The sequence below is a fragment of the uncultured Bacteroides sp. genome, assembly GCF_910578895.1.
Lineage (GTDB): Bacteria > Bacteroidota > Bacteroidia > Bacteroidales > Bacteroidaceae > Bacteroides.
Map to the genome: position 1 here is coordinate 1 of NZ_CAJTSC010000026.1, position 22,255 is coordinate 22,255.

Genomic DNA, 22,255 nt, shown 5'->3' on the forward strand with positions numbered 1-22,255 from the left:
GCTAAGATATTGAGTACTTGAAGAATAAAACTAAGGTTCATCTTCCGTACGCACCGCTTCTCAAGAAAGCAAGATAATGAAAAGCTCTGATTCTTAACGGAATTAGAGCTTTTTTTTATATTCTTCCTTTGCTATATTTTAAAAAATGATGTGCATAATATGCGACCAATTTTAATAATCCGTGCGACTAATTCATGTAGTATTTTAATATAAGATGTATCCGGATACTCCTGCAAGTATTATCAGCAGGATAGGATGTATATTCCATTTCCAAGTTACTCCGAAGGCGGCTGTAAAAATCAGAATACTTTTGCCATCTATGAAATTCTCTTTATTCATCAATGATAAGGCGGCTGCGGCAATCAGTGAGACGGACATGGGCAGTAATCCCGACATGGCAGCCTTAATGTATTTATTATCCCTGCATTTCACGAAGAAATAGGAAATAAGCAGTACCAATATAAATGAAGGCAGGCAGACTGCTGTTGTAGCTATTATCGCTCCCCATACGCTTTGAGTAACGGCATAGCCGACATAAGTGGCACTGTTGATGCCGATTGGTCCCGGTGTCATTTGTGAGATGGCTATGACATCGGTGAATTGCTGGAGCGTTAACCAGTGATAGTGATCTACCACTTCATATTGGATTAGTGAGAGCATGGCATAGCCGCCTCCGAATCCGAACGTTCCGATTTTCAGATAGACTAAGATAAGTTGCCAGTAAATCATGCTTGAAGTTTTGTCAGTTTATCTTTTAACCATAATGTATAAACCAGTCCGCTGGCAATTCCTGCCAGTACGATATATACGGGAGACAGTCCGCACTGCCATATAAGTAATGTAGCAATGGCAGGAAGCATCAATTGCCGGTATTTCAATTTCAAGGCGCGTGTAGCGGAAATACAGGGAAATACAATCAGGGCAACTACCGCCGGACGAATGCCGTTAAAGATGCGTATCATTACCTGATTATCCTGAAAGTGTGCAAAAAACATGGCTATCAGCATCATAATGATAAAAGACGGAAGTATGGTGGCCAGGGCGCATACAATGCTACCTTTCACTTTATACAACTTGTAACCTACAAAGATGGATATGTTTACAGCAAATACTCCCGGTAGCGATTGGGTCAATGCGAACATTTCCATGAAATCCTCTTTAGTCATCCACTTCTTGTCCACAATTTCCCTCTCGATAAGAGGAATCATAGCATATCCGCCGCCGATAGTGAACATGCCTATTTTGGCAAATGTAAGGAATAGGATAAAATATTTCATTTTCTTGCTTATATCTATATATGCTGAAAGAGTTGCAAGATAGGGAGAAAATCCCGTTATTGCAACTCTTTCGCGTGTTATCTAAGTATGTGTTACTTAATCTTATTCAGGTTCTTCTGTGCCTTTTCCGGTTCGATGCTCAGGGCTTTGGTAAACCACTCTTTGGCTATTTCATCGTTCCCTGACAGCCATGCCAGTACGCCCAGGTTGTTCCATGCGCGAGGATCGTCTTTCACTCTTTCCAAATATTGCGCCGCACGGTCGAAATCGCCGTAGACGATATTGGCAGAGGCGGCATTGATATTTGCCACGATATCTGTAGGATAGCTTGTGGCTGCTATTTCATAAACCTCTTTGTATTCTTTCGTTCCCGGTTGGAAATTTTTGGCTACTCCATACATTTCCTGCAAGTTCAGCATTTTAGGATTCGTATGAATCAATGTTGCCGCTTCGGAGTTTCGTACTTCGCGTATTTCGTAATCGACGGCGATGGACAGACGGCGCAGGCGAGGGTAGTACTCGTTCATCATGGCACGATAAGAAACTGCACCAAGTCCTGCTTTCAGTTTAGCCTCACGCACATCAAGGTTGGTGTACTTATTGATGATTTCCAATGCCTTGTCCGCGTATGCGGGTTTTTCTGCTTCGAGCATCCTGACGAGACCGTCCCAGTCTTCACCGGCAGAGGTTACGTTCAGTATGCTGTCCGGGAAGTTATAACTTCCTCTCAAGTAAAGGGCGAATGAGTCGGCACGTTTTGTAGCTACGCGGTCGTTGGTCTTGGCGGAACCATCGGGAGAGGCATATCCACATACGTTGATGGCCTTGAAAGTCACTAAATCGCCTTCGGTCAGCGGGTTCAGAGTCTTTTTCAGTTTTTGGATTTCGGCAGAGTTGTTTCTGAAGTCTGCCTTGAATTCCGTGCCGCCTACTGCGTATTCTATATACAGAGTGTTCTGCTCCGAACGTACTTTCAGCGGTTCTTCCGTCGGAGTGAGGTAAGATACCATACTCATGCACGGTTCGCAGATGGAACCTTTCTGCGGCAATGGCTCTTTTTCCACTACAACTACCGGTTCTATTACTTGTATTTCGGGTAAATCTATCAAACAGTCTTTTCTTCCTTCCTGCAAAATCCACATATCCGCCTGGCTCATCCACTTTTCGTAAGGCAGGCATACGGTGTAGCTTACCAGGTTCTGACGGTTGGCAGGCTTGCCTTTAAGCACAGTGTAGGGTGCCTTGTAATAGCCTTTTTTGGCAAGTTTACGGTCTTTATGGCGCATTTTGAACTTACTCTTGCCGGTAACGACAACAGGCGGCAAAGTTTTATAGTTTTTTCCGGCAAACAGTACCGGAGTAAAAGCGTAAGACTGTGTACTGTTGACTTTTACGGCTTCCATGTTCCACTTGAAGTCCAATGTCAGCGTATCGTTCTTCAAAGTCAATGCCGGTTTGGTGACTTTTACTTCACCTGCCCATACAGCCAATGGCAACAAGGCAAACAGCAGACAATATATTTTTTTCATATTCTTCTTGTTTTAGTTGATGAATTTAAAGTGATTGGGTTTCTATCGTTTTGTATTTACGCTTGTGCTTGGGGCCGAATGTGAAGTTGATACCCAGATTAACGTTAACGGCAGCACGGCTGATAGGAGCGCCATAAGCCGGTTCGTATTTGCACATGGGAACATCCGCACCGATGAAGAAGTTGAAACCGCGCGGGTGGAAGTTCAACATGACACCTGCATCGGAGCCGAAGTTGGATAAAGCGTAGTTTACCGATGCTTCAAACCAAGAGAGCGGGGCGATGTTGGCAGAAACGCGCGCTTCTGTCCATGAGTGCTTGCCTTGCATACGGGTAGTGGAGAGGAGACCGAAATTCAGACGGTCGTAGGCTGGCAACGTGTACTGGGCACCTATGTGTAACGTGGCGGCAAGGGCAGTCGTACGTTTTAAACATTCACCTGCCTTATCGAATTTAGCCAAGTCCGACAGGTCGTCCACCAATTCATCTATTTGGGTATCCAGTTTTTTGTTATTGCTGGTCTCATCGTCTTTTATGGAGATTTCACTAAAACCATCGAACGTAAAGTTTTTGTTCATTGTTCCTTTAGTAGTATTTTTCCACGAAATGAAACCGAGGTCAAGCAAAGAAGCGGAAAATGTCCATTCGTCATTCAACTTGTAAGTTGCTCCCAAGTCAATTGCCATACCGAAACCTGTAGGACCGAGATTATCTGTATCGAAGTCCAGGTCATCGTAAGAAATCTGCTTGTCGGTACCTTCTTTCAATTGTTGTGTTCTGTCTCCGTTGGCATCCAGCATATAGTCATTTTCCTGATAGTTGCCGGTTTCACCTTTGGTGGGCACAATAAGACCTTTGGCAGACATATAGAGCTCGGCATTTTTCGGAGTGATGGTCCATTTGTCTTGAGAGGCGAGGATATTCAGCTCGTCAATGTGCATGGTTGCTTTTGCCAACCCCACAAGTGCCTTTACTTTAGCACCCACGGTCAGACGTTCGTTGATTTCGCGTGCGTGGCCGAGAGCGATTTCCGCATAGTTGGTAGATGTGATATCCAGGTTTTTCACATTGTAGTTACTTCCCGCTTCACTGGCTACTCCGTTTTTCATGAATTTGAAAAACTCATCGGGCATGGAGAAGTTGGTGTTCGATTTTACGGAAATGCCGAGTGTGTTGAAGCCGCCCCAGGCATGGAAGCCTAAGGAAAGTATTGTTTCGTCTAAGTTGGCGCCAACTTTCAGCCTTTTAGGCAGTCCTTTCAGGAATTCGGCACTGCCTACCTCTTCGTTCATGAAGATGGTGAGATCTCCGTTGGCTTTTTTGAAGATAAAGTCGCCTACGCCGCCTGTGGTTTGTGCACCGATGGTGAGGTTACCCAATCCGGGAAGGCTTACATAGCCGCGTTCGCCCATAAAGGCGGGATTGAGTTCGTGGCGGTAGGTGCTTCCTTCCAGAAAATAAGTTGAACGGCTATTTTGCGTCTGTGCCATTACGTTACCGGTTGCCAGTGCCGTTACTGCTCCGGACAGTATAATCGCTAAAATATTTGTTTTCATTCGTTTCATTATATATGATGGTTGAATCTTTTGTTTGTATTGCATGAAATGTGTCTCTTTTAGTTCAAATCCACTTTGATACCGTTAGGGATTTTGAGTTTCATGTCTTTAAGTTGTAACCATTGGGAACTTAGTAATTGAACGTCGGTTGCTTGTCCCGATATAGCCGTAACTTTCAGTTTCAGACCGTCCAACTTGCCGATGGCACCTTCTGTTGTTTCCTTCAAGGTGATATTAATCAGGCTTGAAGTCTCGGTTTTGCCGTCTTTGCTTTCCGTGATGTTTCCTTCTACGGTCACATCAATATCGTTTATCACGTTTCCGTTGACATCCAGTGCGCTGATATTCTCGTTCTTTATCTCCATTGCCAAAGGAATGGTGTTGACTGCGTTTATCGACAAAACAACTTTTTTAATGCCTATATCCTCAAGGTCGAGATCAAAACCGTCAATGGTCTCTTCGTATACGATTTTCAGGTCTTTGCCGAAACTCAGGGGGATATCGATGTCATAGCTGCTTTCCATCGTATATGATTCTCCTAAGTCGACAGTATAATATTCGTTGTAGGTTATCGCAGGTTGTAATTTCACGTCTACAGCATCGGGTATCTTCTTTATCAGGTTGTTGATGTCCGATACCTTAATGTTTACAGCTCCTTCTTTTCCGCCTGCCCCCAAACGGGAAAGTGCGATTGTGGTGGTTGAGTTAGGCGCCAGAATGATGGATTGTCCGTCCGTGCTCTTTTCATCACCTATATACACGACAGAGTTGTCTATTTTGACGCCATCCTTGCTGCCATACATCTCGCCATTCAGTACGATAGGGGCATTCAAAGGATTTTTTGCTATAAATGTGAATATGGGATTGGCTATGTCCAGTTCCGTTGCATCATCTTGCAGGAAGTCGGGAAGATTGTCCAGGCTTACGTTGGAAGCCGTTGCATCAATAGTGGGCTGTATAACACCTGTAATGCTTTTGATAGACATTGTGCCTATGCTGATTGACGGTTTGATATATAACTCACCTTGTGAATTGGCAGCAACTGTTACTGTAGAATTGCCTGTCACTTTGATGCCGTTATCTTCGATGACTGCTTTTTTGCCGTTAACAGATATTTCTCCTTGTTCGCCGGCCTTTTCTGCAAAACGGTAACCTGTAATGTTGTAATTGTATTCTATGTTGGCATTGTCTCCTTTAGTAATGTCCAAATTTAACGATAAAACGTTGTTATCATCTATTTCCGGATACTTTTGGGCGAATACCAGGAATTTAGGCAGTTGTATTTTCAAATCGGGCACTTGTATGCTTTTGTATTCCCGTTGACCTTCTATCACAATCTTAATTGTGAGAGGTACCGGATTCTGGGCAGTGATGGAACCTATTTTTTTTACAGCTTCGTCTACATTATTTGCTTCTGCCTTAATACTGCCATTCTGTGAGATAGTTGTCTCGATTTCTATTTCCACAGGTGATGCTGCGGCTTCTGTAATGGCTATCTGATTGATATCACTGTCGGTTGCATCTATACTTACAGGATCCACTGTTGTCGTGCTCGGGTCAATATTGTCCGATTTCAACAGATGATATTCTCCATTAACAATCTGCAGATCATCATCTTCACCAAGTTCGATGATTTTGTCCAGCGTTATTTTCTCCGTATATCCTACGGGGATTGCCAGATGTTCGCCACCAGCATTGATTGTCATGTCAATGTCTTTGTTTAAGTCATAGCTGTTATCGATGCACGATGTAGTTACTCCTAACGATGTCAATAACAGGGCCGCTGCTATGAGCGGTCTTCTTTTTGTGTTTAGCGTCATAATTCTATTGTTTATAATTGTAATTATTTTGTTGCTTGTCGTTTGTTAAGTACATGGCAAAATAGAACAGATTAGAAGTGTTTTAGAACACTTTCCAAAAACGGTGCAAAGATATGCATTTTATTTAATTAACTAAAGACCGATTGATGTTTTTAAGTAAAAAGTTTTTGAGTTTTGCTCCTTTTTTAACCTCTTTCCGGTTTATTTTCTGCTTTTTATCCTTATTATATGTAGCCCGTCATACTCCTATGGCAGGTGCGCAAAGTAAATCTCCAATTCTGCAGATGGCGTCTTAATTCTTAAAACTGTTTAAAAAGTACTTAGGGCATAAGGTTTAATATATATCTTTGAGCACTTTCATATATTACAAAATTAAAACACCGCTAATACTGGATGATACAAATTATTCAATTACAGGGAACAGACAAACGGCTTTATGAACTTGTGGCGCCATTGGTGATGAATCCCGATGTCTTAAAGCAGAATTATAACTATCCGTTTCGCACATCAGAAAATTTTGTCTGGTTTGTGGCAGTAGATAATAAGCAAGTCACTGGTTTTATACCGGTAGAAGAAAAGAAAAGGGAGTGTGTCATTAATAATTATTACGTGAAAGGTAATAATGAAGACACACTGAAATTATTGTTAGAGAAAGTCATATCGGAAACCACCGAAAGCAAGGAATTGACTTCGGTTACTTTTGTGGAGCATTGTTCTCTTTTTAAGGAATTGGGCTTTTCTGAGGAAAAAGTCTGGACTCGCTATGTGAAAATGAAAAAAGACAGATGAGTATGGCTGTATCTAAAAATGTATACGAACTGGCACAGGAACGTCTGGATTTGATATTCAGAGATTTTGATACGATATGCATATCGTTTTCCGGTGGGAAGGACAGTGGCGTATTGCTGAATTTGTGCATAGACTACATCCGGCGTAATAACCTCAAGCGGAAGCTGTGTGTGTTTCACATGGATTATGAGATACAATATACTGTAACCATAGATTATGTAGACCGTATATTGAAAGCCAATAAGGACATTCTGGAAGTCTATCGGGTATGTGTTCCTTTCAAAGTCACTACCTGCACATCCATGTATCAGAGTTATTGGCGTCCGTGGGACGAGGGCATGAAAGAACTTTGGGTACGCCAGATGCCTGCAGGGGCTCATACGAAAGAATCTTTCCCTTTCTATACGGAGAATATGTGGGATTACGAGTTTCAGATGCACTTTGCCAAATGGTTGCATTTGCGAAAAGATGCGGTGCGTACCTGTTTCCTCATAGGTATCCGTACGCAAGAGAGTTTCAACCGCTGGCGCAGCATTCATTTAAGCCGTAAATATCAGATGTACCATAACTACAAGTGGACTTCCAAAATAGGCAATGACATATTCAATGCTTATCCTATCTATGACTGGAAAACAACGGACATCTGGACTGCTAACGGTAAGTTTGGTTTCGACTATAACTATTTATACGATTTGTATTATAAGGCAGGGGTCAATATTGAACGCCAGCGTGTGGCAAGCCCGTTTCTTTGCGAAGCACAAGAGAGCCTGGCATTATATAAGGTGATAGACCCCAATACTTGGGGAAAGATGATAGGCCGTGTCAATGGAGTGAATTTCACAGGTATCTATGGCGGTACGCATGCTATGGGATGGCAAAGCGTACGCATTCCTAAAGGATATACGTGGAAAGGTTTTATGCAATTCCTGCTTTCCACTTTGCCCGAAGATACCCGGCGTAATTATCTGAAAAAGCTTACGGTCAGTATTGAGTTCTGGCGGACAAAAGGGGGATGCCTCAGTGATGATACCATAAAAAAACTACAGGATGCAGGTGTTTCCATCGAAGTGATGAACCATACCAATTACAAGACAAGCAAGAAACCTGTCCGCATGGATTACCTGGATGATATCGATATCGCGGAGTTCAGGGAAATACCTACTTATAAGCGTATGTGCATTTGCATCCTGAAGAATGATCACGCCTGCAAGTACATGGGCTTTGCCCTGACTAAGGAGGAGATATACAAACGAGATAAAATAATGGAACAATTCAAAAATATGATGTTATGAGTGTAGATAAAAGTCCGGTATACAATGTAAAGGCAGTACCTGTAGAAAAGATACAAGCCAATGATTACAATCCTAATGTGGTGGCGCCGCCCGAGATGAAATTATTGGAATTGTCCATTTGGGAAGATGGTTTTACAATGCCCTGTGTCTGTTATTACGACCGGGAGAAAGATAATTACATTTTAGTAGACGGGTATCACCGTTATCAGGTCCTGAAGACTTCCCGGCGGATTTATCAGCGTGAAAACGGTTTGTTGCCGGTTGTCGTGATTGACAAGGAACTGTCCAACCGGATGGCGTCCACTATCCGTCATAACCGTGCGCGCGGATCACACAACATCGAGTTGATGTGCCACATTGTCGCCGAATTGGACCATGCCGGTATGTCCGATCAGTGGATTATGAAAAACATAGGAATGGACCGCGACGAACTGCTTCGTTTAAAGCAGATTTCGGGCTTGGCAGACTTGTTTGCCAATAAGGATTTCAGTATCCCCGATAATCAACCGGAATACATTTCTTGACATGTCCTTTATCTTTTACATAATCTCTTAAAGTCGCAGTACTCGCATTTTTTTGTATCTTCCGTTTGTGTGAAGGGAATTTCCGGATTGTATATTTCTTGCAGAAGTGCCAATAGCCGTTCGCGAAAATCATCTTCGTAAAATGCAAAATTATAGACCGGCACTTTAGGCTGGCGCGGTGCGCCCATTTCGATAACGGGCGAGTAACTATCGGATGCTGCACGGTGGATATACAGCAGGGATGGAGCTACTTTCAGAGCTTGCTTGCGGCACATGATGGCAGCGTACAGGAAAGTCTGGAAAATATAGCTTGGCCGGTTGTCGGCAGGAGTGAACAACTGTTCTATGTTTTCGGGAGTTTTGGGCGTACCGCCCGTCTTGTAGTCCACAATGCGCAGGGTGTCTTCCTTGCTGTCCATGCGGTCTATGGTTCCGCCGATGTTCAGGGGGAGTATTCCCATAGGAGTGTCTACTTCTATGGTCTCTGTCACTTTCTGTTCCATTGCTTCCATCCGGAAAGGGGCATACTGCAAATCGTTGCGGAGCAGTTGCCGCAGATAGGATGCAATGACTTTGGAGTGAATAAGTTGTGTGCCGTTGTACTCCGGCTGTTCGCCGGCAGGCACATGGAAAAACTTTTCTTTGAAAGCGGTGTCTACGTATGTCTGCAATGCTGCATCGTTGCGGAGCAACTGTTCCAGGTCTTCCTTGCGTATCTCTTTTCCGTTGGCGGTGAGGTCTTGATATACCAGTTCGGCGGAACGGTGAAAGATGGTTCCGAACAGGGCAGAGTCTATTTCTGCGCTTACCTCATCGGGAACTTTCAGTCCGGCAACGTAACGGTAATAGAATTTGAGCCGGCAGTCAAGATAAGTGTTGAGTGCCGAAGGCGAAAAGAGCGCGTTAGGATGCCGCCGGATGTCGTATGCGTTGTACATCCGTTGCAGTATCTTATCCGTCTTCCTGATTTCTATCTCGAAGCTGTGTTGGGGAGATTGTCCTGCTTCCAGGTATTCGCGTAAGATATCATGTGGAGATTCTACAAGGAATTGGAGCATGAAGCGCGACATTTCACCTCGATTCAATCCGTCGGACGCTGTATTGTATAGTAAAGTGACGTTCTCTGCACGCTGTATAAGACGATAGAAATAATAGGCATATACGGAATTCTTGTGCTCGATGGTAGTCATGCCGAATGCTTTTCGCAGGTTGTAGGGGATGAATGATGAGTCACCACCGGCTTTGGGAAGCTGGCCTTCGTTGAGCGATAGCATGACGAGGTTACGGAAATCGAGATTACGCGTTTCCAATACTCCCATTACTTGCATGCCGATAGCAGGTTCGCCGTGAAAGGGGATATTGGTCGATGTGAGCAGGCGGTTCATCAGACGGTTCAGCGTATCCGTTTGCAGGCTCAGCCCGTCACTTTCTATCAGGCTGAGCAGGCGGTTGACAAGGGTATAGCTTTTGAAGAGCGATTCTCTATATAATTGGTTGAAGATATCTTCTTCATCTTTCTCCTGGCGGTAGATGACTGCCACTTCGCGCAGCAGTTCGGTAAGATAACGGCAGATAGCGGCAATGCCGTTCTGCGGGGCGAATATCTGTTCAAGAAAGGCGTCTCTCTTAAGTTCCGACGGGAGAGGGTAGAAACGGTTGTCTTTGGTAAGCTGTCTCTCCAGATCTTCCGCAACGGCAGACAGTTGCCGGGTATAGGGATGCTTCAATACGGCAAGTACCGCTTCGTATGTATAGCGTCCCGTATCTTTGCGGTAACCGGAGGTCTGCAACTCCATAAGGGCATTGATATAACTGTATACGGGTGTCTGCGCCAATGGAAATCCCATGGTTATATTGACGTTCTCCACTTCGGAAGGAATGGAGTGCAGCACAGGCAGCAGCAACGCTTCGTTGCACAGTACGATGGCATTTTCCTTCTCCTTGCTTGTTTCAGTATCGTTTTTCATAACCGTACGTACCCATTGGGGCAGGTAGCGGGCTTGCGCATTCTCCGTAGGGGCGGATATGAAACGCACTTTCTTGGGATGCCGCAGAACGTCGAAAGCCGTTTCGGGCAGTTGGTTGGGAAATAACTTTAAATTGCGCAGGATGAATTCGCCCGCTTCATGCACGTAGGGTGGCTGCTGCGTATGGGGCAGGCGGGTATAGAATATATCATAATCCCAGTAGAACATGGCTTTACCCGCATCTTGTAGAAGTTGGAAGAAGCGGGTTTCCACTTTATTCAGTACGTTGAAACCGACAAATACGTAGCGGTCATAGCGCAGCCGGTCCGTATCAAGTTCTTCAATGACATGGCGGTACATCATGCCTTCGTATGCAACTCCCACTTCCGAAAGGCGCTTCCGGTAGTGTCTGTAGATGTCGCCCAACTTATCCCACAGGGAGATAAACTTCTCTTTCAGTTGCGTACGCTTGTCGATGGAGAAGTTTTGGAAAAACTGTTGTATGGCTTCTTCCTGTTCTTTGTCGAGAAAGTCGTAGTCGTCCATGATGTTTTTCAAGTCCTGCAGGTTACTGAATAGCTTGTCGGCATCCACAAGGTTTTTGTCTACATCATCAAAATCGCTGATGAGCAGTTCTCCCCAAAAATAGAAATCGTCCAAAGGTTCCTCGCTATGCCTCTCTTCACGGAACACTTTATACAGTTCGCACACCAGGCGGATAGGGTCGCCCGGTTTCAAGGGTGAAAGTTGGCGGAATAGTTCGCTGATATTGACGTATGCGGGCGACCATAACGGGCGGTCGCTCTCTGCTGCCAGGTATTCATTGAAAAACAGGCTTGCACGTTTGTTGGGGAATACGATGGCTGTGCGCGACAGGTCGTTTCCTATCTTGGAGTATAAATCTTTGGCTACTAATTGGAGGAATGTTTTCATACTTTCTCTATTATTTCTTCTTCTACATACCACAGATATCCGCTGATGGCAGTGGCATCATATCCCATGCGGATAAGCAATTCTATGTATCCTTGTACCTGTTTGTTGTATTTTTTATTAGGCTTGCCGAACTTGAAGTCTACAACTACAATTACGCCGTTCCGCATCATCACACGGTCGGGACGGCGATTGCGTAACTCTCCGTTCTCCTGCCAGATAATGTCGCACTCGTTGAATAACTGCCAGGTTCCCGAATACCAGTCTTTTATCTGCGGCAGTGCGAATGCTTTGCGGGTAAGCTCTCTTATCTCTTCTTCGGTTTCGGCACGTCCGATAATTCCTTCGAACACCAACCGGCTGATGGCATCGTCAATGTCCGCTTCCGTTTCGATAGCAGAGAAAAGTGTGTGCAACAGACGTCCCCGGTTGATGAAACGCCGGTTCGACTCGGCTTCGTCCACTCCGGCAATGAAGTCGGCGGAACGGTTTGACTGTCTGAACTCAATATCGTGGCGCATACTCTCCATGTGTACCGGAAGTTTGACGGGTTTCTGTGCAAGCTTGTTCGGCACTTGGTTTTTATCATTCCGGACGCTTTGAGGACCATCTTTTTCCGATGGATATACCGTTCCGTTTTCGTAGAGGTTACCTTCTTCGTCCCAACTGCCTTCTCCTGTTTTTACCACGTGGGGCAGGGCGGCGGAGAGAAGTTCGGACATCGTTCCTTTCTGTCCTTTTTTGCTCCACAGGATAAGGTTTTTCCCGGCACGGGTAAATGCTACATACAGCAGGTTCAGGTTGTCTACCCATAGCTGCAACCGTTCGTTCAGGTAGTCTTGCCGATAGACGGATTCTGCCATCGTGGAAGAGTAGTTGACGGGTACAAGGTCTATCGCGTTGTACGGCGATTGGGGGGCGGTGCACCACACCAACTGGTTGTGCGTCTCATTCTCTAACTTCCAATCGCAGAAAGGAATGAGTACCGTGTGAAACTCCAATCCTTTGGATTTGTGAATGGAAAAGATACGTATGCCGTCCATTTCTCCACTGGGGATTGTTTTGGAACAGAGTGTCTCGTCCCAATAGCGGATAAAAGCATCAAGGTCGGAAGAGTTGTTTTGCAAGTACTCCGTCACTGCATCGAAGAAAGAGAACAGGTAGGCATCCTGTTTCTCGATGCTGCCCATATCGAACAGCGTGAACAATTCTTCCAGCAGTTCGTACAAGGGCATTAGGCGCAGTTCGTCCATACGGGATACGAATGTAGCCGGGAGTGCTGTCGCCACATCGGCAGTCAGTAGCCCGTGCCAGTCCGCAGGCTTTGTAAGGTTCTCTTCCGGGTGGTTTCCATTTGCTCCTACGGCATATTCTTCTTCCCGAAGATTACTTGCATCTTCTACTGTCTTTTCCGCTTCTTTTTTGTCTGTGATTTGTAATCTGTAATTGGTGATTAACGATGCCCTGGCTATCTTTTCTTCCGGATTCGACAGATAGCGCAAGGCGTCTATCAGCATGCAGACGGCAAGCGAGGCATCAAGGCGGAACGCTTCGTCCGATACGACCGGCAGATGAAGCTCTTTGTCGAAATAATCCGCAATGGGTGGTATGTTCTTGTTTTTGCGTACAAGAATGGTGATATCATTCAGCCGCACGCCTTCCGAGAGCAGCCTTTGCACTTCTTCACCTAAAGCCGACAAGGTTTTCCCGGTATAGTTCTGCTCCTCGTTAGGCTCTATGAAAGAGACCTTGACATACCCCTTGCTTTCTGTCTTGGGAGACTCTTGGGCTACATCGGCGTAGGCGCGCTTTAAAGGAAAGCATTCCTCTTTCAACTCTTCCAGATGCAAGGTGTTCAGATAGTCTACCGCTGCGGCAAACAGGCGGTTGTTGAAGTTGATGACATTCGTCTCGCTTCGGCGGTTTACCTTTAATGTTTCCACGCGTACGGGATAAGGAAAGGGAAGTTGAACACTATGATTGTAAAGTTCTACACTATTATCATAATGTTCAACTTTAGGTTGTGAGTTTCCCAACCCGTTCAATATGCCCCAATCACCGTTTCGCCAGCGATAAATGGACTGTTTCACATCGCCCACAATCAAGCTGTCCGCTCCTTGCGAAAGCCCTTCGAGCAGCAGCAACCGGAAGTTATCCCATTGCATGCGGCTTGTGTCCTGAAACTCGTCTATCATCACGTTACGGATATTGGCGCCTATTTTCTCGAACACGAAAGAGGAGTCGCCTTCGCGCACCAGTTTATGCAGCAGTGCATTGGTGTCGGATAGCAGGAAGCGGTTATGCTCCCGGTTCAACGTACGCACTTCTTCATCAATGTGGTTGAGCAGTTGCAACTTGTTGAGGTGTTGCAACGAGAGACGGCAACTGTTTATCGTGCGGTTTTTCTGTGGGCGAAGCCTTTCCGCGTCCTGCAATAAGGATATCAGGCTGGTTTCGGCAAGGCGGATAATCTCATTCTTGCGCGAAGACGTTTTAGTCGCCCAGTTCTTGGCATCTGCCAGGCTGTTTTGCAAGGTTGCGTTCAATACGTCTTTGTCTGTCAACCGTCCGTCACGCAATTTGCGGAAATAGCTGCCTATGCCTCGTGCGCCACCTTTCAGGTCTTCGGCTACAAGGGCATGACCATCCAGTTCGCCTTCAAACTGGTCGTAGAAACCTTTCATCTGTTCCAGTGCGTCGGTTTCCATTTCGCGAAGCACGTCGCGATAGAGTTTTATTGTTTCGGGAGAGCGTAGTTTAAATCGCAGCCCTTCGCCACGTTCTATATAACTTTCATCGAAGATGTTTCGTCCGAAGCTCTTGACTTCGCCCGATACGTTCCAGCGTTTGTCATCGGCAATGCGTTCGTTGATATAGTCCAGCAACCAAGCCAATACGGGTGAAGTGGGAGTCAGTTTTTCAATCATGCTGTCTACGGCATCGCTCAGCACTTCGGTGTTGTTCAACTCGATATTCAGGTTGGGGCTAAGCTCCAGTTCGCGGGCAAGGTTGCGCATGACGGATTGGAAAAACGAGTCGATTGTCTCCACACGGAAGCGGCTGTAGTCGTGTAGCATGTATTGCAATGCCATTCCGGCACGTCGGCGTAACTCTTCATCGGAAAAAGAAACTGCTTTCCCGTCCGTTTTGTCCGCCGGGCTTCCTTCTTCATTCTCTTTACGGTATGTTTCCTGCCGGTGGTTTGCAGTTTGCAAGTCCTCTTTGATACGTTTCAGGTAGGCATCCGATGCGGGATCTTTCTTCCAGATGCCGTAAAGTTGTGTCAGGATACGTTCCTTCATTTCTGCCGTGGCTTTGTTGGTAAAGGTCACGGCAAGTATCTGACGATAGGCACGAGGATTGAGAATCAGAAGTTTGATATATTCCACTGCCAGTGTGAAGGTCTTTCCCGAACCGGCTGAGGCTTTATATACTAATAGTTCCATGTAGATTGCAACTTTGAAGTTTGATTACAAACATAGGTAAAAATCATGAGAAAGGCTGTGTAATGTTATGAAAAACAGGCATGGATTTTCATTCTGCCTTTTCTTTCAGCAAATCTTCCATTTTCAACACCTCGTCACGGTATTGCGCCGCTTCGATAAAATCAAGCCGCTTGGCAGCTTCCTGCATCAGTTTCTTGGTACGTTCGATACTCTTTTCAAGCTGCGTACGGCTCATGTACTGTACAATCGGGTCTGCGGCGAGCATGGTACCGCTCTCTTGTTCCATATATGGGCGGGGTGCTGTTGCGGAAGGCTTGTCTTTGCCGGCTCCGTTTTCGGCAAATCCTTCCGTACCGGCAAATACATTGAGGTTCTTTGCTTTCTTGATTTGTTGCGGAGTGATGCCGTGCGTTTCATTATACTTCAATTGTTTTTCGCGTCGGCGGTTGGTCTCGTCAATGGTGAGCTGCATGCTTTCCGTTATTTTGTCGGCATACATGATAACCATCCCGTTGACGTTACGGGCGGCACGTCCGGCAGTCTGCGTCAATGAGCGGTGGGAGCGGAGAAAGCCCTCCTTGTCCGCATCCAGAATAGCTACAAGAGAGACTTCCGGCAAGTCCAGCCCTTCGCGTAAAAGATTGACTCCGACAAGTACGTCGTATGTTCCTTCGCGCAGGTCGCTCATGATTTTTACCCGTTCCAGTGTATCCACATCACTGTGGATATAATTACAGCTTACACTGTTATTGAGCAGGTATTCCGTCAACTCTTCCGCCATACGTTTGGTCAGAGTGGTGACGAGCGTCCGTTCGTTGCGTTCGATGCGCAATTGTATCTCTTCCATCAAGTCGTCTATCTGGTTGTGGCTGGAGCGCACTTCGATAATGGGGTCCAGCAGACCGGTGGGGCGGATTACCTGCTCCACGACAATACCTTCGGATTGTACCAACTCATAGTCGGCAGGAGTGGCACTGACGTATATCACCTGCTTTGCCATAGATTCGAACTCTTCAAACTTCAGCGGGCGGTTGTCCATTGCGGCGGGAAGCCGGAAACCGTATTCTACCAGGTTTGTTTTCCGGGCACGGTCGCCGCCATACATGGCACGTATCTGCGGAACGCTGACATGGCTTTCGTCAATGACGATAAGGAAATCATCAGGAAAAAAGTCCAACAGGCAGTAAGGACGTGTACCTGCCGCGCGTCCGTCAAAATAGCGCGAATAGTTCTCGATACCCGAGCAGTGACCCAATTCGCGTAACATTTCCATATCGTAGGTGACGCGTTCCTGTAGACGTTTGGCTTCAAAGGGGCGTCCCTCGCTTTCGAACCACTGCACTTGCTTGTGCAAATCGTCCTCTATGTCATGGATGGCGCGCAAGGTGGCTTCTTTGGTGGTCATGAAAAGGTTGGCGGGATATATCTTGTAGGCATCGAACCGGGCGATTGTGACACCGTTTATAGGATCCACCTCTTCGATACTGTCCACTTCGTCACCCCAAAAGACTATCCGCAGCAGGTTGTCGGCGTATGCGAGATAGATATCCACGGTATCGCCTTTCACACGGAAGTTGCCGCGGTTCAGATCAATATCGTTACGGACATACAGGCTGTCTACAAGGCGTCGCAGGAATACGTTACGGCTGTAAATCTTCCCTTGCTGCACTTCGATTACGTTATTGTAGAAATCCGCCGGGTTCCCCATACCGTAGATGCACGATACGGAAGACACCACTATCACATCTTTTCGTCCGGAAAGCAGGGCGGATGTGGCGGCAAGCCGCAACTTGTCTATCTCGTCGTTGATGGCGAGATCTTTCTCTATATAGGTGTCCGAAGAGGGCAGGTAGGCTTCGGGCTGGTAATAATCATAATAGGATACGTAATACTCCACCGCGTTGTTCGGGAAAAATCCTTTGAACTCGCTGTATAGCTGTGCCGCCAGCGTCTTGTTATGGCTTAATATGAGAGTGGGTTTGTTGATGTTGGCTATGACGTTGGCGATGGTGAACGTTTTCCCGGAGCCTGTCACACCTAACAAGGTCTGTGCGGGAACTCCCTCGCGCACGCCTTCGGTGAGCTGTGCGATGGCTTCCGGCTGGTCGCCGGTAGGGCGATAGGCGGATGTTAACTCGAACTTATTCATATATCTTTCCCATATATAGAATCTTTGCAAGCAACGAATAATCAACCTGTCCCCAATCAATATCATTAAACTCAGATGAAGAATAATCCTCTATCCACGATTGCATGGCATTGAGAAACTCGCCTATCGTCCTGTTTTCCCATTCCTCGGAATTTGTTAGGAAACTGCTATTCAGTTCGTCCAAGAATACTAAAAAAGCTTTTTTATCAGCTATTTTTTCGATACGTTTAGAAATACAATCCATAGTCATTTATCACGATTCAAAAACGCAGTTGCAACTTCGGGCGAACTCAGTTGCCTTGCCGAAAAGTCTTCCTACGTTGCCTACTTACAAGAGGGCATACCGCTTCTTGTTTTTTTTCGTATGTGTGGGATAGAGTTGCCTCAATCCAAATACAAAGGTAATGAAATTCCCGTAAAATCTCTCGCTGACAGATGAAAAACAGCGTTTGACGGCTCATTTTCCCCTTTTTGTACCGCTATTGGTTCTTCAAGCGTTCAAAAACCTGTTTTTTAGCGGTGAAAGATAATCCCTTGACAATCCTTTACGATTTAGACACGCGTAAAGTTCTTGAACTGAATGTTTAAGAATATTATTACGATCTCCTCTTTCTTCATACCCCCTTCAGAATGTGTTCTGGAGAGGTTGACGATGAGTCAGGGAGTAAAAGGCATTCAGCTCCTGGCTCAAAGCCTTTCAGTCCCTGGCTGAATGGACTTCATTCGTTGAGCCATTGTTGGATGCACTTGCAGATTGATTGTTTTGTAAGTATATAGCACTATTCATTGGGACGGTTGAGAATATTGAAGTTTTTGGGAATGAAAATTTGTAAATCAGTAAGTAAAACATATCTTTGCACTATCAAATTAATAATAACCATTAATGTAATACAACAAAACATGATTTGGAATGAGAGCATCGAATGTATGGACCGCGAAAGCCTTCGTAAAATCCAGGGCATTCGTCTTAAAAAGACAGTGGAGCGTGTATATCATGACACTCCTTTCTACCGCAGGAAAATGCAGGAACTGGGAATCACTCCCGATGATATCAACAGTATCGATGATATCGTAAAACTTCCTTTTACCACCAAATACGATCTTCGGGATAATTATCCTTTCGGGCTTTGTGCCGTTCCCATGAGCCAGATAGTCCGTATCCACGCATCTTCCGGTACTACCGGCAAACCTACCGTAGTAGGATATACGCGCAAAGACCTCTCGGCTTGGTCGGAATGCCTGTCGCGTGCCTTTACGGCATACGGTGCCGGCAGTTCGGACATTTTCCAGATATCATACGGCTACGGGCTCTTTACCGGCGGGCTGGGTGCTCATGCCGGTGCCGAGAATATAGGCGCTTCCGTCATTCCCATGTCCAGCGGCAATACGGAGAAGCAGATTACGTTGATGCACGACTTCGGTTCGACGGTGCTTTGCTGCACGCCTTCTTATGCGTTGTATCTGGCAGATGCCGTTAAGGATTCCGGTTTTCCGCGCGAGGAGTTCAAGTTGAAATTCGGTGCATTCGGTGCGGAACCGTGGACGGAAAATATGCGCCGTGACATTGAGGCGAAGTTGGGAATAAAGGCGTATGACATTTACGGGCTGAGTGAGATAGCAGGTCCTGGCGTAGGATACGAATGCGAGTGTCAGCACGGAACGCACCTCAATGAAGACCATTATTTCCCGGAAATAGTAGATCCGAATACACTTGAGCCGGTTGCGCCGGGCGAGACGGGCGAACTGGTGTTTACCCACCTGACTAAGGAAGGCATGCCGTTGCTGCGCTACCGTACCAAAGACCTTACCGCCTTGCATTATGACAAATGTCCCTGCGGACGCACATTGGTGCGTATGGACCGCATTCTCGGACGTAGCGACGACATGCTTATCATACGTGGCGTGAATGTATTCCCCACACAAATCGAATCCGTTATTCTTGAAATGCCGGAGTTCGAGCCGCATTATCTGTTACTTGTCGACCGTAAGAACAATACGGATACTATGGAACTGCAAGTGGAAGTCCGTCCGGAATATTATTCGGATGAAATCAATAAAATGCTGGCTTTGAAGAAAAAACTTACCGCACGTCTACAAAGCGTATTGGGCTTGGGAGTGGATGTCCGCTTGGTAGAGCCGCGCAGCATTGAACGCAGCGTAGGCAAGGCGAAGCGCGTAATTGATAATCGTAAATTGTAAATCGACTAATAATAAAACTATGGTAGCAAAACAACTTTCTATTTTTTTGGAAAATAAGTCCGGTCGCCTTACGGAAGTGACGGAAGTTCTTGCCAAGGAAGGTGTTAATCTTTCTGCTCTCTGCATAGCCGAGAATGCCGATTTCGGTATTCTTCGCGGCATCGTCTCCGAACCCGATAAGGCATACAAGGCTTTGAAGGATAATCATTTTGCCGTAAACGTAACCGATGTGGTGGGAATCAGTTGTCCCAATATTCCCGGTTCGCTGGCAAAGGTGCTCCGTTGCCTGTCCGATGAAGGCGTGTTCATTGAATATATGTACTCCTTTGCCAACGGACAGACTGCCAATGTCATTATCCGTCCCAACGACATGGAAAACTGTATCCGGGTACTGACAGAGAAGAAAGTGGACTTGCTGGCTGCAAGCGACTTGTATAAACTCTGATTTGGGTGATTAAGATTTTGTTTAAGAGCCTGTTAAAGTCTTATTCAGTATTATTTTGATGGTTCTTTTCGAGGATGTTTTTCAATTTTTATGAGGAGCATAGCGGGCTGTGTGACGAATAAAAAGAGGGAAACAGACCGGAAAGAGGCTCAAAAGAAGTTGAAGAAAATTTAAACAGGCTCTTAAACATTCATTAATACTCGGTTTCCGAATAGCGGATATCAAAACAGAATAGAGGAACGCAAATTATACAAATTGCGTAAAGTCATTTTTTAGGTTTCTGGTAATCAGGACTTATCGTATCGGTCGTTTGCACTATTTGTGTGGTTTGCGTTCCGCTCGTTTTTTTAATACACATCCTTTCGCCATAAACCGCTTCCTATTGTCCTTGTTTTTGAAAAATTAAGGGCGTATCGTTGTTTAATTCGATGCGAACCTCTATCTTTGCGCATTATTTGAACAAAAGTAATGAAGAAGAACATCCTTATAACTTTGCTTGCAGCACTGCTGCTCTCCTCGTGCGGAGAATACAACAAGTTGCTGAAAAGCACGGACTACGAATACAAGTATGAAGCGGCAAAAAACTACTTTGCAAAAGGTCAGTACAACCGTGCCGCAACGTTGCTGAACGAGTTGATTGCCATTCTTAAAGGTACTGATAAAGCGGAAGAATCACTTTATATGCTGGGTATGAGCTATTATAACCAGAAAGATTATCAGACGGCGGCACAGACATTTATCCAATATTATAATGTGTATCCGCGTGGTACATTTACCGAATTGGCACGTTTCCATGCCGGAAAGGCATTGTATCTGGACACGCCGGAACCTCGTTTGGACCAGTCTGCCACATACAGCGCCATTCAGCAATTGCAGATGTTTCTTGAATACTTCCCGAACAGTGCAAAGACAGAAGAAGCCCAAAGCATGATATTCGCTTTGCAGGACAAGTTGGTTATGAAAGAATATCTTTCTGCCAAACTTTATTACAATTTAGGAAACTATTTGGGAAATAACTACGAATCGTGTGTCATCACTGCACAGAACGCTTTGAAGGATTATCCTTATACCAATATGCGTGAAGATTTATCTATCCTTATCCTGCGTGCCAAATATGAGATGGCTGTGTATAGTGTGGAAGATAAACGGGCGGAACGTTATCGTGAAACGGTAGACGAATATTATGCTTTTAAAAATGAGTTTCCCGAAAGTAAATACACGAAAGATGCCGATCGCATCTTTAAGGAAGCACAGAAAATCTTGAAAGACTGATAATAGAAAGTGAGAGATAATTGTTATAGAATAAAAATTAATTTAGATAGAAATTTATGGATTACAGAAAGACAAATGCTCCTTCAACTACGGTGACTCGTGACATGATGGAGTTGTGTGAGGATACCGGTAATGTATACGAAACTGTAGCGATTATTGGTAAGCGTGCCAATCAAATCAGTGTGGAAATCAAGAATGACCTTTCTAAGAAATTGGCGGAGTTTGCTTCTTACAACGATAATCTTGAGGAAGTGTTCGAAAACCGCGAACAGATTGAAATATCCCGCTATTATGAAAAGTTGCCGAAACCTACATTGATCGGTACTCAGGAATATCTTGAAGGTAAGGTATATTATCGTAATCCTTCTAAGGAAAAAGAAAAATTGCAGTAATGATACAGCGTATTCAGTCCGTCTATTTATTATTAGTGGCTATCCTGCTGGTTGTAGCTCTTTGTTTGCCGGTAGGACAGTTCTTAGGTTCGGATGGGGTGGCGGCTCACGTGTTCAAACCGTTGGGCGTAACTTTGGCTGACGGAAGTTTCCAGTCCACTTGGGGATTGTTCGGCATTCTTTTGTTGAGTGCGATTATTGCGTTATGCACCATATTTCTGTTCCGTAACCGTATGCTGCAAATTCGTATGACGGTTTTCGGCAGTCTTATGCTGATAGGTTATTACATTGCTTTTTTTGTGTTCATGTTTATCCTGAAAAGCGATTTGAATGCAATGGGTTTCCAGTTGGGATGGGCTTTATGCCTGCCTGCCGTATCAATCATACTGAACTATTTGGCTTTCCGTGCCATCTATCGTGATGAATTGATGGTGAAAGCTGCGGATAGGTTGCGTTAATGGGAAAAGAAAGAATAATTTCTTATCATACTTTTTTCTTATCATGCTTATATTATATAGTGCACACGCTTTTGTATGTAACTAAAAAATAAGAATCTGGTAAGAATTGAAAATCGACTCAGACGTAGTTTTTTTGCGTTGACAGAATCACGCATCGCCCATTTCCGGGCTTTGGGACAAAAGAGCACAGCGGACAATTGCCGTTGTGCTC

At 45.3% G+C, this 22,255-nt stretch carries 17 protein-coding genes; 8 read left to right on the plus strand and 9 right to left on the minus strand.

What is annotated here, in order from left to right; all coding sequences use genetic code 11:
• Positions 1-204: 204 nt before the first annotated feature.
• The 5 genes from QZ327_RS08195 to QZ327_RS08215 all read right to left on the minus strand — a co-directional run bounded on the left by QZ327_RS08195 (position 205) and on the right by QZ327_RS08215 (position 6,181).
• Entirely contained in the window at positions 205-729 is a 525-nt protein-coding gene (locus tag QZ327_RS08195) for a chromate transporter (protein WP_294618590.1), read from the minus strand.
• The gene (locus QZ327_RS08200) at positions 726-1,277 is read right to left on the minus strand and encodes a chromate transporter (RefSeq protein WP_294618591.1); all 552 of its coding nucleotides are present in this window, start codon (positions 1,275-1,277) and stop codon (positions 726-728) included. Before QZ327_RS08200 ends, QZ327_RS08195 begins: the two co-directional genes overlap by 4 nt.
• A gap of 92 nt (positions 1,278-1,369) precedes the next feature.
• Entirely contained in the window at positions 1,370-2,806 is a 1,437-nt protein-coding gene (locus QZ327_RS08205; RefSeq protein ID WP_294618592.1) for a DUF3868 domain-containing protein, read from the minus strand.
• A gap of 25 nt (positions 2,807-2,831) precedes the next feature.
• Positions 2,832-4,406 (minus strand): DUF5723 family protein, encoded by a 1,575-nt coding sequence (locus tag QZ327_RS08210; RefSeq protein ID WP_366143349.1) that lies wholly within the window; start codon positions 4,404-4,406, stop codon positions 2,832-2,834.
• A 14-nt stretch (positions 4,407-4,420) separates the two neighbouring features.
• Positions 4,421-6,181, minus strand: coding sequence for a hypothetical protein (locus tag QZ327_RS08215; RefSeq protein WP_294618594.1), 1,761 nt, complete (start codon positions 6,179-6,181; stop codon positions 4,421-4,423).
• A 393-nt stretch (positions 6,182-6,574) separates the two neighbouring features.
• Between QZ327_RS08215 and QZ327_RS08220 the strand changes: the two genes are divergently transcribed.
• The 3 genes from QZ327_RS08220 to QZ327_RS08230 are packed head-to-tail and all read left to right on the plus strand — an operon-like array spanning position 6,575 to position 8,786.
• The gene (locus QZ327_RS08220) at positions 6,575-6,970 is read left to right on the plus strand and encodes a hypothetical protein (protein ID WP_294618595.1); all 396 of its coding nucleotides are present in this window, start codon (positions 6,575-6,577) and stop codon (positions 6,968-6,970) included.
• Positions 6,971-6,972: 2 nt separating this feature from the next.
• The gene (locus QZ327_RS08225) at positions 6,973-8,262 is read left to right on the plus strand and encodes a DUF3440 domain-containing protein (protein WP_294618596.1); all 1,290 of its coding nucleotides are present in this window, start codon (positions 6,973-6,975) and stop codon (positions 8,260-8,262) included.
• Positions 8,259-8,786: a ParB/RepB/Spo0J family partition protein gene (locus QZ327_RS08230; RefSeq protein WP_294618597.1), complete on the plus strand. Its 528-nt coding sequence runs from the start codon at positions 8,259-8,261 to the stop codon at positions 8,784-8,786. Before QZ327_RS08225 ends, QZ327_RS08230 begins: the two co-directional genes overlap by 4 nt.
• Before the next feature lie 8 nt (positions 8,787-8,794).
• Here QZ327_RS08230 and QZ327_RS08235 read toward each other — a convergent pair whose 3' ends face one another.
• The 4 genes from QZ327_RS08235 to QZ327_RS08250 form a co-directional block, all read right to left on the minus strand.
• Positions 8,795-11,686 (minus strand): PD-(D/E)XK nuclease family protein, encoded by a 2,892-nt coding sequence (locus QZ327_RS08235; protein ID WP_294618598.1) that lies wholly within the window; start codon positions 11,684-11,686, stop codon positions 8,795-8,797.
• Entirely contained in the window at positions 11,683-15,129 is a 3,447-nt protein-coding gene (locus tag QZ327_RS08240) for an exodeoxyribonuclease V subunit beta (RefSeq protein ID WP_294618599.1), read from the minus strand. The genes QZ327_RS08235 and QZ327_RS08240 overlap by 4 nt, the downstream gene beginning before the upstream one ends.
• A gap of 88 nt (positions 15,130-15,217) precedes the next feature.
• A complete protein-coding gene (gene uvrB / locus QZ327_RS08245) occupies positions 15,218-17,278 on the minus strand; it encodes an excinuclease ABC subunit UvrB (protein WP_294618600.1) in 2,061 nt (686 codons plus the stop codon).
• Entirely contained in the window at positions 17,271-17,462 is a 192-nt protein-coding gene (locus tag QZ327_RS08250) for a hypothetical protein (RefSeq protein WP_294618601.1), read from the minus strand. Before QZ327_RS08250 ends, uvrB begins: the two co-directional genes overlap by 8 nt.
• Before the next feature lie 716 nt (positions 17,463-18,178).
• Here QZ327_RS08250 and QZ327_RS08255 point away from each other — a divergent pair.
• From QZ327_RS08255 to QZ327_RS08275, 5 genes are all read left to right on the plus strand, one after another.
• Positions 18,179-19,477 (plus strand): phenylacetate--CoA ligase family protein, encoded by a 1,299-nt coding sequence (locus QZ327_RS08255; protein WP_294618602.1) that lies wholly within the window; start codon positions 18,179-18,181, stop codon positions 19,475-19,477.
• Positions 19,478-19,496: 19 nt separating this feature from the next.
• Positions 19,497-19,922 carry a hypothetical protein gene (locus tag QZ327_RS08260; protein ID WP_004290856.1) on the plus strand — a complete coding sequence of 142 codons (426 nt, stop codon included), beginning with the start codon at positions 19,497-19,499 and terminating at the stop codon, positions 19,920-19,922.
• Positions 19,923-20,390: 468 nt separating this feature from the next.
• Complete coding sequence (locus QZ327_RS08265; RefSeq protein ID WP_294618603.1) at positions 20,391-21,194, plus strand: outer membrane protein assembly factor BamD; 804 nt, start codon at positions 20,391-20,393, stop codon at positions 21,192-21,194.
• A 56-nt stretch (positions 21,195-21,250) separates the two neighbouring features.
• Entirely contained in the window at positions 21,251-21,586 is a 336-nt protein-coding gene (locus QZ327_RS08270; RefSeq protein WP_294618604.1) for a DNA-directed RNA polymerase subunit omega, read from the plus strand.
• A complete protein-coding gene (locus QZ327_RS08275) occupies positions 21,586-22,044 on the plus strand; it encodes a DUF4293 domain-containing protein (RefSeq protein WP_294618605.1) in 459 nt (152 codons plus the stop codon). The genes QZ327_RS08270 and QZ327_RS08275 overlap by 1 nt, the downstream gene beginning before the upstream one ends.
• The last annotated feature ends 211 nt before the right edge of the window (positions 22,045-22,255 follow it).

Excerpts from the sequence above, each read along its gene's own strand:
- QZ327_RS08195 (WP_294618590.1), bottom strand. The coding sequence starts at position 729 with ATGATTTACTGGCAACTTATCTTAGTCTATCTGAAAATCGGAACGTTC.
- QZ327_RS08200 (WP_294618591.1), bottom strand. The coding sequence starts at position 1,277 with ATGAAATATTTTATCCTATTCCTTACATTTGCCAAAATAGGCATGTTC.
- QZ327_RS08205 (WP_294618592.1), bottom strand. The coding sequence starts at position 2,806 with ATGAAAAAAATATATTGTCTGCTGTTTGCCTTGTTGCCATTGGCTGTA.
- QZ327_RS08210 (WP_366143349.1), bottom strand. The coding sequence starts at position 4,406 with ATGCAATACAAACAAAAGATTCAACCATCATATATAATGAAACGAATG.
- QZ327_RS08215 (WP_294618594.1), bottom strand. The coding sequence starts at position 6,181 with ATGACGCTAAACACAAAAAGAAGACCGCTCATAGCAGCGGCCCTGTTA.
- QZ327_RS08220 (WP_294618595.1), top strand. The coding sequence starts at position 6,575 with ATGATACAAATTATTCAATTACAGGGAACAGACAAACGGCTTTATGAA.
- QZ327_RS08225 (WP_294618596.1), top strand. The coding sequence starts at position 6,973 with ATGGCTGTATCTAAAAATGTATACGAACTGGCACAGGAACGTCTGGAT.
- QZ327_RS08230 (WP_294618597.1), top strand. The coding sequence starts at position 8,259 with ATGAGTGTAGATAAAAGTCCGGTATACAATGTAAAGGCAGTACCTGTA.
- QZ327_RS08235 (WP_294618598.1), bottom strand. The coding sequence starts at position 11,686 with ATGAAAACATTCCTCCAATTAGTAGCCAAAGATTTATACTCCAAGATA.
- QZ327_RS08240 (WP_294618599.1), bottom strand. The coding sequence starts at position 15,129 with ATGGAACTATTAGTATATAAAGCCTCAGCCGGTTCGGGAAAGACCTTC.
- uvrB (WP_294618600.1), bottom strand. The coding sequence starts at position 17,278 with ATGAATAAGTTCGAGTTAACATCCGCCTATCGCCCTACCGGCGACCAG.
- QZ327_RS08255 (WP_294618602.1), top strand. The coding sequence starts at position 18,179 with ATGATTTGGAATGAGAGCATCGAATGTATGGACCGCGAAAGCCTTCGT.
- QZ327_RS08260 (WP_004290856.1), top strand. The coding sequence starts at position 19,497 with ATGGTAGCAAAACAACTTTCTATTTTTTTGGAAAATAAGTCCGGTCGC.
- QZ327_RS08265 (WP_294618603.1), top strand. The coding sequence starts at position 20,391 with ATGAAGAAGAACATCCTTATAACTTTGCTTGCAGCACTGCTGCTCTCC.
- QZ327_RS08270 (WP_294618604.1), top strand. The coding sequence starts at position 21,251 with ATGGATTACAGAAAGACAAATGCTCCTTCAACTACGGTGACTCGTGAC.
- QZ327_RS08275 (WP_294618605.1), top strand. The coding sequence starts at position 21,586 with ATGATACAGCGTATTCAGTCCGTCTATTTATTATTAGTGGCTATCCTG.